Annotated in this window: 1 protein-coding gene (running past one end of the window); it reads left to right on the top strand. The window is 58.2% G+C overall.

Annotated elements, in window-relative coordinates; genetic code table 11:
- On the top strand, positions 1 to 14,514 hold the end of the coding sequence (locus tag AB8996_RS02035) for a hypothetical protein (protein WP_369297307.1). 15,015 nt of this gene lie to the left of the window's left edge; the window shows 14,514 of its 29,529 coding nt (coding positions 15,016-29,529); its start codon lies off the left edge, out of view; the stop codon is at positions 14,512 to 14,514.

Here is a 14,514-nt window from a genome sequence, read left to right as displayed (position 1 = left end):
AACCAGGTCATCGACGCCCCAGCGAATGCCAGCGTTGTGTGGGGACCTGCCAGCAATGTGAACGCAGACGGTGTGTTCCATTTTGATGAGGACAACCACACCGTTACTGTCACCGCCGATGTGACCTACCCCGTTGTGGACAATCCCGAGAACCCGGAGGTGCATCTGCCGCAGGCTACCGCCCAGATCGAAGCGGGCGATGAAGCCAGACCGGATCACGTGAAGGTGACCCGTCTGAACGGCAAAGTGAGCGTGATTCAGATACCGGCGATCAGCCCCTATTATGAAGCCATGCGCGCGGTGCTGTATGACCAGTATAACCGCCCCTACACCGACCCTGTGTTCGGCACGGAGCAGTATTACTGGAGCATTGAGAACGACACCAAGGATACGGTGAGCATCAACTCCGAAAGCGGTATTGTCACCGTCACGTCCAGAGCGTCTGCGGGCGAAGTGATCGTCAAGGCAGTGGGACAGAACACTACGAAGTCCGGCGTCTTTAAGCTGGAGCTGGATAAGAAGCAGGCAGGCAACGTGGACGTGATACTGGATCATGTAAAGATCACCAGCCACGAAATGCCGCCGGACGACCGCTCCATGACCATGCAGATGGCCTATCTGAACGCGGACGACAAGGAAATTACCAAGCCGGACGGAGCAACCGTCAGCTGGACCATAGACGAAAGCAAGACCCAGCCTGCAACGGCAACTCCCGCCATTGTGGAGTCCACAGGCGTGCTGACCCGCGGCGGTGCGGATTCTGTTACGGTAACGGTCTCTGTGACCGATCCCAGCCAGAAGGACGACAGCGGAAACAGCAGGGTCTTCACCGACACCGTCACCCTCACCGTGGGCGATCCCGCTGCGTTCAGCAAGCTGACGCTGACCCTGCAGGATGCTGCCGGGCAGGAAGTGACCGCAGTCAACGTTCCCAAGAACGGCGAAGCTGCCGCCACTGTCAATGCCGTTGCGCAGCCTTTGGATCAGTACAACAGAGCCTGGACCGAGCCCGTGGCGCTGGTGTACTCCATTCGCCCGCCTGTTTCCGGCGTTTCCGTGGGACAGGACAGCGGCGTGGTATCCGTGGGTTCCCTGACCGACGCCGGCACGGTGACCGTGCAGGTCGCCAGCAAGGACAACTCGGTTGCTCCCGCTACCGCGTCCTTTGAAGCGTCCCGCGAAGACAGCGTTTTGACCTCTGCTGTGATCCTGCTGACCCAGCAGGAGGGAGACTATTATCTGCTGCCCAGAGAGGCGGCTACCACCGGCGTGACCTTAAACGCCAAATATTACGACCAGTACGGCAAGGAAATGACTGCTCCCGCTGCCGCCAGATGGAGCGTCACGGCGGAGAGCGGTTCTACCGCCGAGATCGGCGCGACCACCGGCATATTGAAGGTGAGCCCGGTAAACGGCACCGCAGAGGTCACACTGACCAGCGGCGTTGACGGCATTTCCGACACAAAGAAAGTAAAGGTAACTGCGGAAGCTTCCGTGGCAAGCGCCATTGAGGTGCGCCGGACAGACGGCACGGGCAATATTATCGTGCCTTCCGGCTCCGGTAAGTCCATCGCAGCTTTTGCGGCGACCGTGCTGGATCAGTTCGGCACGATCCTCACCGGCGAGCCTGTGAAGTGGCTGCTGCCCGACAGCTATCCCGGCATTACCGTGAGCGATACCACGGGCACAGTGCTTGTTACCAAGGAGGCCCCCTCCAAGGAAGGCGTTCGGATCATGGCGATGCACCAGAACGGTACGGCAGGTGAAACGACCTTCAATACCGTTCGCGGAGAATCTGTGCTGAGCAGGATCCAGATCGCCCCGATACAGTTTGAGTTTGCTCCCGGCGCGGAGGTCACCACCCAGCTGAGGGCTATCTGCTATGACCAGTACGATGAGGTCATGCCCGCTCCCGGCACGCTGCACTGGGCAAAGATCGACTCCGATCCCCAGAGCCCAGACCCGGAGGCTCCCATTGTAGAGGTCAGCGAAAGCGGTCTGCTGACGCCTCACGTGGATTATCTGAAGACTGTGGACGTGCAGGTAACGGTAAGAGATTTCGACACCAAGGCGGATATCAAGTCCTCCGAGGTCACCAGGCTGCATGTGGGCTCCGCGCCCAGGCTGGCGTCTCTGAAGGTCACGGCGGAAAAGGCGTATGTAGACGTACCTTCCGTTGTGAAGAATGTCAGCTCCAGCTCTGTGGAGATCAAGGACGGCGAGGAGACCCTCCGCCTGACCGTAGAGGCGAAGGACCAGTACGAGAATCCCTACACCTTCTCCGACGGCTATGACTGGGCGGTGAAGACCCCCATCGACGGCGTAACGGTAAAGGGCGACGATACAGCGGCCAATAAGGGCGTTGTCACGGTAACGTCCAAAGCGCCCCAGCAGGAGGATATCGAGATCGAGGTGACGGCAAAGGGCACCAATGTCACGGGGTCTGCGAGCTTTGACACCTACCGCACCGACCCGCAGAAAACATATCTGACCGTCAAGGAAGCCGGCAAGGTCCTGCCGCCTGAAAACGGCAAGCTGACCGCGGTGTACCGCGACCAGTACGGCGATATCTTTGAGGGTGAGCTGCCCACGGGCTGCGCATGGACCATGGTTTCGCTGAATCCTGAAAACTCGGCGACCCTGACTCCCGATGAAGGCAAGAATACCGCCACGCTGACCTATGATGGCGCGAATTCCATGACAGTATATGTGGAGGACAGCGAAAAGGAAATTTCTCCCAACGCCACCATGACCTTCGGCAGCAGCACGGAGAGATATCTGACCTCTCTGGTGCTGGAGAAGGTGCCCTCCGATAAGACTGTTTCCGTACCTGAGCCGGGCATGGCGGATAACCAGTACAGCCATACCATCAAGAAATATCTGGACCAGTACGGAGATGAGTTCCCCATTACGGGAACGCCGGAGATCCTCTGGAAGCTGAACGGCAGCTATCCCGGCGTCACCATTGACGAGTCCACAGGTGTAGTCACCGTGACCAGCGTTACGGCGGACGACCTGACCATCAGCGTGACTGCGACGGAGACAGCATCCGGCGCGTTCGGCACGGCAGAAGCCAGGACCAAACGCCATGAATCTACCTTTGAGACCATCGAAGTGCGCGAGGACGCCATTCCCGGCGGGAACCTGACGCCCACGCTGCACGCGAAATATCTGGATCAGTACGGTTCGGAAATGAACTATGAGGCGGCGTCTCCCAGATGGACGCTGAAGTCCTCCGTGCCGGAGAATACCGCCACCATTGATGAGATGACAGGACAGCTTACCCTGTCCGAAAACACCACCTATGTTACCGTAAATGTTAAGGACAACGGCACCGGGAAGGTTTCCGCGTACAAGACGCTGCCCATCGGCGGCGACAGCTACGTCAAGGAGATCGAGGTCACCAGGATCGACGGCACCGATGATATCATCGTACCGGCGCTGGGGACAGGCGCTTTGGGCAAGACCGCCGTGTTTGAAGCGAAATGCTACGATCAGGCGGGAGACCCCATTGTGCTGAGCCAGGACGATGTTGTCTGGACATTGAACGGCGCAGGCTCCGGCGTGTCCGTTGCGCCCGATAAGACCGATCCCTCCCGCGCGGTCGTCACCGTGGAACCCGGTGCGGAAAACGCCATCGGCATCAAGGTGACTGCCACCGCAAGGGAAAACGGTGTGTCCGGCTTTGATGTGCTGACTGTGCGCAGAGAAGCAAGACAGATCGCGTCCATTGCCATTAAGAATTCCTCTCTTCCCAAGAGCCAGACCAGCGTGACCCTGCTTGCCATCGCACAGGATCAGTACGGCGACGAGATGGAAGGAAGAGACTTTACCTGGAGCTTTGATCCCGATCATGTAGAACCCGAGGGCAGCAATGTTACCCTCAGCGGCAGCACGCTCACTTATGACGGCACGCTGAAGCAGGTGGAAGTCACCGTGACCGATACCGCCTCCGGGAAGACCGCCTCCAAGACCCTGGCGGTCAAGGACCTGGGCGAGCCCAAGCCCGCTGAGATCAATGTCAAGCGTATCTCCGGCAGCGCTGTCATGTCTGTTCCCACACTGGAGCAGAAGACCAACAGCCTGACGTTCAAGGCGACCGTCTATGACCAGTATGGTCAAATGATGGAAGACCAGACGCCTGATTGGAGCATGCAGGATCTGATGATCCCGGACAGCATCACTGTGGCGGACGGCGTTGTGACCATTAAGCCCAACGCCCCTGTGCAGAACGTGATCCGTGTACGTGCCGCCATTGGCGATGTGTATGGTGAAGCTTCCTTCGCTACCAGTAAGGAAAGAAGCGTGCTGACCTCCACAGGTCTGCAGCAGAAGAAGGTGCGCCCCGGCACGACCACCCAGCTGACCGCCCTGTATTATGACCAGTACGGTCAGGAAATGACCTATCTGGGTGCGACCAAGTGGACGAACCCCTACACAAGCTCTGATTTCGTTGACGATATTTCTCTGGACGCCGACACCGGCCTGCTGACTGTAAAAGAGATCGAGCCGGAGCGGCTGGACGGCAGAGAAGCTCTCATCAGGATCAGGATCACCGCGGGCGACGCCACCGGGACAGGCGACCTGACTATCGAAGAGCTGGGAGATCCCGCTCTGGACAATATCATCGTCGAACAGGTGGGCGGCGCGGCAGCCGTGATCGGACCCGCAGTGGCTTCCTATACCGCTGCCGGACAGGACCAGTACGGCAACAGCTTCCCCATTGACGAAACCTGGACGCTGGAGGGCGAGCCCAGTGACACTGCCATCAATCAGAACGGCGTTGTCACGGTAGGCGCTTCCGCTTCCGAAGGCACCTATCAGGTGGCAGCTACCGACCGGGATACCAGAAAGAGCGGCAGAGCCGATCTGAAGATCATCTACGGTATGCCTCATCTGCAGGATATCATTGTGTCCCCCTCGGCGCTGAATCCCACCAAAGATCAGATCACCCTGACCGCCACCGCGGTAGACCAGTACAACAGACCCATGCAGGGCATGGGCACACCGATCTTTAATGTGTTCACCTTTGTGGGCGGTACAGCCGACGAGGTGTACATGGAAGGCGATGTGCTGCACTACAGCCAGGCAGATACCGAGAGCGTTACGGTGGAAGTCGTCATCGGCGGCACTACCGTGTACAAGAAGCTCAGCAAGGGCGACCTCCCCAGAATTGACAGCATTACCCTGGCGGCGGCTCCCGAGACCCTTACCATCCCCTCCGGAAGCGGCGCGGCAGCTACGGCGGTCATCACGCCTGAGGTCCTGGACCAGTACGGCGAGGAAATGAGCGCGCCCTATCGTAATACCTATTGGGGCATGACCGGTGGCGACCACAATATGGTCCTGACCGAGAATGCTGACGGTACGGCAACGCTGACAGTCAATGCCGGCGCAGCTCCCGCTAATGTGAAGGTCACCCTGACCCAGGCAGACTCCATGATCAGCGGCAGTGCCCGCATCAAGGCAGAAGCGGACGAAACCGCAGTGCTGACCTCCGTCGATATTCAGCCAAAGGCCGTGAAGAACGGCAGCGGTCAGATCCATCTGGTGTACTATGACCAGTACGGCAAGGAAATGGCGAAGCCCGCCTCCGTTACTGGCGTGGAGTGGAAGCCGGTCGTCTCCGATACGGAAGAAGCCGCTCTGCTTCCTCACGGGGATACTGCCGATTTGTCTATTCCCGCTCCCGGCAGCTATGCCGATGTGCAGGCGGAGATCACAACGACGGACGGCACGCTGATCGCCACAGCCCGCATTACCAGTGAACCTGCGGAAAGCAGCCACGCCTATACCATTGAAGTGATTCGCGTGTCCGGCGACAGCGATGTGGTGACCGTTCTGCCTAACGCCCCTGTCACGGTAGCGTATAAAGCAGTGGTAAAAGACCAGTTCGGCGACGTGATCCCCAGCGACGATTTGATCTGGCGCCTGACAGGCACACCGACAGGCGTTACTATCGACGAGGACGACGGCACCGTTACCGTGGGTGCAAAGGCTACGCCCGGTGAAGTCCGCATTACCGCGATCGATACCGCTACTGGTGTAAGCGGCTATGCCAATCTGAAGCTGATCCATGCCGAAAGCTATGTGGAGGCGGTGGAGATCACCTCTGAAAAGGTCAAGGACAAGGCTGTCACTCAGTTGACCGCCAAGTATATCAACCAGTATGGCGACGCCATGGCGGCGCCCGCGACCACACTGTGGTCTTTCGCAGGCGACGCGCCTGTGGGCGTGGTCCTTACCAGCGACGGCAGACTGGATTTGACCAGCGGCTATGAAGGCAGCACGATAGATGTGCAGGTCAGCTGCAGCCCCATTTGCCAGGCGCAGAAGACCTTGACCGTGGTGCATGAGGGCGAACTCAACTATGACAACGTCCTTACCACAGTTACGGTCCACCACCTGGGCGAGGGTATTGTCACTCTGAACAGCAAGGGCGACACTACGACCCAGTTCGGCTATGTTGCCAGGGACCAGTACGGCAATGAAATGCTGCCCACTGGTGAAAGGGACAGTGAAAGCTGGAAGATGACCGCTGCTGTGGAGAAATACAGCGTGCCCGACAATACCAAGGGCGAGCTCCTTGCCCAGCAGGGAGCGGATCCGAAGGTCGTCGGCATAGGCGTAGACGTGACCATTTCCAGCAGGAGAGTAAGCAGTACCGGCAGCGCCGAATTCCGGCAGGAGGCGCCCAGACTGGATTCCGTTGTGGTGCTGAGCCGTAAGGTGCCCAGAAAGACCGTACAGCTTACTGCGGAATACAGAGATCAGTTCGGAAACCCCATTTCTGAGGTGTCGAATGTGAGCTGGTCGCTGGTCGGGCAGACTCAGACCGGGGAAGAATCCCAGCGCCAGACGGCGTATCTCACAGCGGACGGCATTCTGAATCCCGGTACGGCGTCCGATGTGACCGTAAAGGTCACGGCAGACGGCATATCCTCCGCAGATCAGCCCATCGTGGTGGACGATACGCTGGTACAAAAGGTTGACCGCGTAGAAGTGTACCAGATCTACGGCTCCACCAGCGTGGCGGTTCCCACCCTGACAGAAGCCGAGCCCGTCTTGATCTATGGCGCACGGATCCTGGACGAAAATAACAATATCATTCTGGACCGCTCCTGCGATTGGCAGGTCGAAGGCATTCCCGCCGGCGTGGAGGTCCAGAAGACGCAGAACACCCAGAGCGTTGTAAAGGTCAAGAGCAACGCTTCGGCGGGTGATATCACCATCGTTGCCACCGAGCCGGTCAGCGCCAAGTTCGATACCATCGGGCTGACCCTGACAAAGGCGGCTTCCACCGTTTCCACTGTGGAGATCAGGAACGACATGGTCGCTCCTCACGCTTCCACTCAGCTGGAGCTGGTCTGGAAGGATCAGTTCGGTCAGGAAATGAGCGTCGCCAGCGGTGTGGTCTCCACCTGGACTGTGACCGGTGAGAGAATGCGCTCTACCGCGGAGGACGCAGTGAAGCCCAGCTTTGCAAACGGCGGCAACAACGACAGCACCCTGTCTTCCGGCGACGCCGCTGAAATCGACGTCAACGCAGATATCCTGCTGAACGGCACCGCTTACAACGCGAAGAAGACCATTCGGGTAGGCGATGAGCCTGCCAAGGCCTCCTTCCTGTCAGTGACAGGTCCCGACAAGGTGAACCTGAGCACCACTGCGGAGACAGGCGCAAACTTCATCAGCACCCTGCGCGACCAGTACGGCGGAAAGATGGCGTTTACAGCCGGGACCTACAGCTGGAGCACCACCGCAGGCACGATCGCACAGAATGGCAACAGCGACGTTCGTGTCACATACGCTGCCAAGACCCCGGCACAGGAGGACACTGTCCAGGTCAAGCTGAATATTTCCTCCGATACGCAGCTGACCGGCAAAAAGCAGGTCACGCTGACGGCGGAAACTCCTGTGCTGACGAAGATCGAGATCACCTCTACCGCCCTGCCCAGGAAGGACGACGGTGAAGTTACCCTGACTCTGGGCGTGAAGTACCTGGATCAGTTCGGTCAGCTGATGCCCACTCCGGAAGACGCGCTGTGGACGATCGAGAACCAGAGCGGCACGAAGCCCGATGACGCGCCGGAGGGGTATGAGATTCAGACGGCGGAGTTTGTGGACGCCCATAACGGCGTGATGAAGGTTCCCACTGATGTGGATAGGGTGAACGTCAAGGTCACGGCGGGCGGGAAGAACGCGGCGAAGTCGCTGTCGCGCGACGATGAGTACACCGTAAAGCCCCAGACCGCTCAGGAGGTTCTGGTCACCAGGCTGAAGGGCACAGGCGCGATCTACATTCCCATTACCGGGCAGGACAGATACGGCTTTAACGCCACTGTTCTGGACGACCACGGCAACGTGATCGTTCTGGACGAAAGCGCCGCCGTCACATGGCAGACAGACCCCGCCATCAACGGCACCAATATGGAGAATTCGCCGGAAGACGTCAATGTGGGTATCCTGACGGTTTCCAACAACGCCGTTGCCAGGAACAACGTGAAGATCACCGCGGCCTATGGCGAAGCCTCGGGCTATACGGAAATCAATCTGGCGCGGAAGGCGTCCGAGCTTTCCGGCATTACGCTGGAGGCAGGAGATACCGATGAGGGGATCATCCAGCTGGTCGTGAAGTACATCGACCAGTACGGCGCGGAAATGGATAAGCCGGACGGCATTACGCCCAGATTTGAGATCGACACGGCAAAGACAGTGATGGATACCGCCGTTGTCACACCGGCAGCGCCCACGGTTTCCAGCAGCGGTCTGCTGACCTTCTGTGATGCCACACAGGTATCCGTAACGGCGGAAACCAGCGACGGACGCTTTACGGCGACCGGCACCTTTGACCGTTCCTCCGCGCTGCCCGACCTGACGCCCTCTGTCACTGTGACCAGAGTGCTGAAGGAAGGCGAGACGGAAGGACCCGTCACTGTGCCGACAGGAAAGAACCCTGTTACTCTGACCTTCCAGGCAGAGAGCAAGAACATAGATACTCCCAGCTTTACATGGAGTTTGGACGGCGCTTCCAGCGATGTGACCTGCACCGTGGACAGCACCACCAGAAGAGTGACTGTTTCCGTGCCCAAGACTGCCAAGGCAGCTGAAACGGTGACGATCACCGCTCTGGAAAACGGCACCAAGGTGTCCGGCACGAAGACCTTTACCATTCTGCGTCAGGAAAGCAAGCTGACGAGTGTTGTGGTAAAGCCTGCGCAGATCGCGCCAGACGCGGAATCCGTCACACTCAGCGCGGTCGGCGTGGATCAGTATGGAGACGAAATGGATCTGCCCGCCGGCTACAAGATCGCGGTGGATCTGGAAAACCTGACCACCCAGCCCGAGTTGACGGAAGAGCAGGCAGCGGCGCTCCATTACAACGAAAGCACGAAGACACTCAGCGTGATCCCCCTGGAGGTGCAGTCCATTACCTTCCCTGCCACTGTTACCTATACGGAAGGCGGCAGCGAGAAGGAGAATAAGCAGACTGTCACCATCACCAGAGGCGAAGCGTCACATCTGGCGAAGATCGTGCTGACAGGACCTGAGACCGGGAAGATCAGTTCTACCGACCCGACCAGCCTGACGCCCTTCAACGCCAAGGCGTATGACCAGTACGAAAACGTGATAGACCTGCCCGAGACCGCCAAGTGGGAGCTGTTCGGCGAACCCACCGGCGTAACGGTGACCAGCGCCCTGCAGGAGGACAAGAGCCAGATCGGAACGGTACAGATCCCTGCGGGCACGGCGGAAGGCTCCAACATCAAGCTGCGGGTACGCGATTACGCCACAAACGTAAGCGCTACCGTGACCTTCAAGCTGGTATATGATGCTTCCGAGGGTATCCGGCTTGCTTCCGTAGGTATTTTGGAATCTGCTGTCAGACGCGGTGTGGATACCACTTTGACGCCGATCCATTACGACCAGTTCCATCAGGAAATTTCCGGCTATGTGCCGCTGGGCAGCAGCTGGAAGATCGTTTCCCCCATCTCTGAGGCTGTTACCATTGAAGAGCACAGCGGTCTTTTGAAGATCACTGACGAGACACTGACCGGCGTGACCGTATCCTATACGGCGGACGGCAGCGAACCTGCTGTCAAGACCCTCTCCATCTCTGATGAAGCTCCCAGGGTGAACAGCATGAAGGTGAAGAGGAATACCGGCAGCGGCGCGGTGACGATCCCCGTAACGGGCAGCACCAATGTCGCCTATACCGCGGAGGTCCTCGATCAGTATAGCCGTCCCATCTCCGGCACGCCCGACCTGGTCTGGGGCGGAGAAAACGCTCCTGCCGGCGTGACCGTGTCCGGCACGGGTCTGCACGGCGTATTGACTGTGGATTCCACGGCTCTGGAGGCAAAGAATATCACCGTTACCGCCACTGACCGCGGCACAGGCATTTCCGCGAAGGCTGAGCCTTTGGATATCGTCAGGGAAGACAGCGTCTGCATGGGCATCAAGATCGATCCCACTACCGTGCCCAGCGACAGCACAGACTTCCAGTTAAAGGTAAACTATCTGGATCAGTACGGGAATAAGATCCCGCAGCCCGCAGGCGTTGCGCCGATCTGGTCCATGGTGACCGAAAATGTGCCTGACGTCCAGCTGACCGCAGGCGGCAAGCTGACCCTGAACGGTCACAGAGACCCCTTCACGGTCCGCGCGGCACTGTCCGATTCCGTAAAGGACGAGGCGGAGCTGACTGTCAGCAGCAAGACGCTCAGCGAAGAAGCATTGAAGACTGCCGAGCTTACCGCTCAAAGCCCCGTGGTCGTTCCCGCAACGGGTGAGAACGATCTGGAGGTGCCGGTAACGTACCGTCTGACCGGCGAGTTCGGCACGGATATGACCGCGGATACGGCGGTTACACTGGCTTGGACCGGCGCAGCGGACGGCGTTTTGACCGTACCCGCCGGGACCCCTGCCAGGACCTATGAGGTTTCCCTGACGGCGACCCGCAACGGGACAGAGACGGCAACCGGCTCTGTCAGCGTGTATGCGAACCATGACGCTTCCCAGGTGACAACGGTAGAGATCCTCACCACTACAGTCAACAGGACCGCGCCTCAGTTACAGGCAAAGGTTCTCGACCAGTACGGCGATGAGATCACCGGCGCGCCTGTTGTATGGACGCAGGAAGGGACGACCGAGGGCGTGACCGTATCTGAAAACGGCGTTGTGGTCATTGCCGACAGCGTAGAGAAGTTTACCGTAAGGGCGACCTCCGGCAGCAGCTACGATGTGCAGGAGATCACGGTTTCCGATGAGGAGCCTGTGGCGACCGATATCGTCATCACCCGTCTGGACGTGAAGGGCAGCGATACGATCACCGCTCCCGGCACGGCCCAGTACAGCGCGGAGGTCAGAGATCAGTTCGGCGGCAGGATCAATGTGTCCAACATGGTATGGGCGATCGATCCCTACGTGACAGGCGTAGATGTGGACAGAAACGGCAACGTCACGGTTTACGACACTGCCGAAACCGGTCCCGCTACCCTGAGCGTGTCCGCCGCAGGATTGACCGAAACGAAGACCCTGAATATCATCGGTAAGGAATATCAGGAGATCGCAAGCCTGCAGATCACTCCCTCCGCTGCGAAAGAGGGCGAGGAGACCGTGCAGCTCCATGCCGGCTTCCTGGATTCCTACGGCAGCTACATGGGCGACGCGGATAACGCCACCTACTGGATCGACGAGAACGATTGGCAGCCCGCAGAAGCAGCGCCTTCTGTGGATAACGATACCGACACCCTGACCCTGGGCGGCGCGACTTCCGTCAAGGTCAAGGGCTCGGCAGAGAAGAACGGGAAGTTCCCCGAGGGCGAGACCACCATTACGGTCGAGCCGGCAGATACGCCCGCCGAGGTCGATTGGATCCGCGTGGACGCTGTTTCCGGCGTGAACGAGGACCGCTCCATGGCTGTGCCCACGATGAAGGACGCAGACACGCCCGGCGAAGCCACCGCGAAGTTCAAGGCGACTGCCTTTGACCAGGACGACAATGAAATGAAGGACGTTACCGTTGTCTGGAGCGTCCAGAGCAGACCCAAGGGAATTTCCATCGACCAGAGCGGTGTGCTGACCCTCACCAGCGAGGCTGTCTCCGGCAGATACCTGATCGAGGCGAAGTCCACAAACGGCAAGGTCGGCAGGTACACGCTGAACGTCAAGCGCGAGATCACCGGCGATGACCTGACCTTTACCTTCCTGAAGGTGGAGGATAAGGTCCTGAAGGAGACACAGCTCTCCGGCGACCTTGCAATGAAGTTCCTGGATCAGTACGGCGACGAGACTGCCGCGCCTGCCTTTACCGGCGATGAGAACACATGGACGAAGGTCAGCGCTTATCCCGGCAACACGCTGAATGGCGTAGGCTTAGCGCCCAGCGACGATTACAAGACCGTGACCGTCACAATGAACGGCGCAAGGTCTGTGGTCCTCCGCGCGACCATCACGGTAAGCGGCAAGGAATACACCGCGGAGGGTGCTATCGGCTATCCCTCCACCAGTATTTCGGCGGAGGCCGGATTGACCTTCACAGTGACCAACAACAACGGCACGGAAGCGGATACCATCACCTATCAGCAGCAGGATCCCGACGCCAACGGCGCGCTGGAGGACGGCGATACCATTCGCGTGTACGCCAGAGGAGATTCTGAGAACAGCTTCAAGCTGGTGGGTCAGTTCCTGCATGAACGCCTGGCCAATCCCAAGGCGGAGCAGAGAGTGTCCCTGAAGATAAACGATATTCTCAGCTATCTGCCGGTAGAGGGCGGTGTGGCATATATCACCCGCCAGCGGTACGGTCTGGAAAGCGAGCCCTATCCCGTTACCATGGACGCTCCCTTCAACGCGGAAACGCAGACCTACGTGGACGATTACGTACAGATCACCACTGGCGCGGGCTCCTCAAGCAGCAATCCCATCGTTGTCACTCCCAATGCTCCATGGGACGGAGATACGGGCGTCAAGAACTTCTGCCCCGACGTCATTACCGTGACCAGTTCCACCGGAAATGTGCTGACTCTTGGCGCTACCGGCTCGGACTACTATGTCATGGGTGCAGGCGAAGAATTGATAAAAATCGACAAATCATATATTGACGGTTGCTGGATGGCGAGCTATAATAGTGGTCAGTGGAAGACGACGTACAAGATGTCGTTTGTCCTGCCCGATGTAGTCAATAAGAACGGCGAAGCCGTCATCAGCCAGCCTGCAACGGGCAAGCAGTACACCGCTTACTTCTGCATCAAGGAGGGGGATAAGAGCGGCGAGTCCGATACGGTCATCAGCCGTGTGGAAGAACCTACCACGCTGAATCTCACCGAAGGCATGATCCTGTCCGAAGCGGACCTGCTGAATATGGTGAAGGATTTAGACGAAAACGGCTATACCTTCTATCTTGGTGATTCCACCGAGCCGGAAGAAGACAAGATCGGTCGCATGAAGGAACTGCCCGAAGCTCCGTATGATGAGGACTTTGTCGGTTGGGTACTGGGTATGAAGGACGGAGACAGTTGGAAGCCCATCGCTGAGCTGCTGGATGCCTCTACGTCTCAGGAAGACCGGGACGCTTTGGTGAAAGAAGTCATGGGCACACAGGAGAACACCGGCAAATACGCCCTCCTTGCCTGCCCGGACTATGCTTCCCTCGGCTACACGCTCAACCTCGAAGCCTATCCTTACATCGCAGTCCCCATCAACCTGTACACGCAGGACGATAACCCGCTGCAGCTGACGGAGGGCAACAGCGACCTGTGGAAGCATGGAGCGGATACAGAATCGCTGGCGTACAAGGAGCTCGTGAGACGTGGAGATATCGCGGACGGAGCTACAGGAGATGATGTCACAAATGCAATAGCGAAGTACCGCACGGATACGATTTTCTACTATAACTACCAGAACTATGAAACCGATGTAAAGCCGTATACGGATCTGGCAGGCAATGTGTCGGGAGTAAAATTGCCTGAAACTACAGAGCCGCTGACCGGAGACGACTTGACAGCATGGCTGGCAGATGCAACGGTAGAAGTGAAGCAGTTGGAAGCAGCTGATGGAGCGCCGATCGTGATCCAGAGGTACGATGCGGAAGGAAATGCAACGGATACTGTGGATTATATCGAGCCGCATCATAGTGACAGCAGCGAAAAGTATTTTGTATTCGGAGAAAGCGTGACAAGGTTCAAAGAAGAGTATGTCATTCGGTACACTGTAGTAAAAGATGGAGAAACGTATGTAGCAGACCGAAAAGTGAAATTGACATACCAGCCGGGCGATCTGAATGCAGATACACAGACAACGGCAGATGATATCACTTATGTATTGCAGGTCATCGCGTTGAACCAGCTGCTGGTACCGCCCGAGGGAGCAAGCGAGGCAGTGCAGGCAGAATACACAGAACTGTCGCAATACATTGCAGACCCGAGCGGAGATTACCAGACGACGGCAGACGATATCACGAAGGTACTGGAGTATATCGCACTGAACCCGTTCACAGACAGAAGATGGTAA

The organism is uncultured Neglectibacter sp., assembly GCA_937958185.1.
Lineage (GTDB): Bacteria > Bacillota > Clostridia > Oscillospirales > Acutalibacteraceae > Acutalibacter.
Note: the sequence above shows the minus strand (reverse complement) of the source record. Positions and strands in the feature narration are given on the sequence as shown.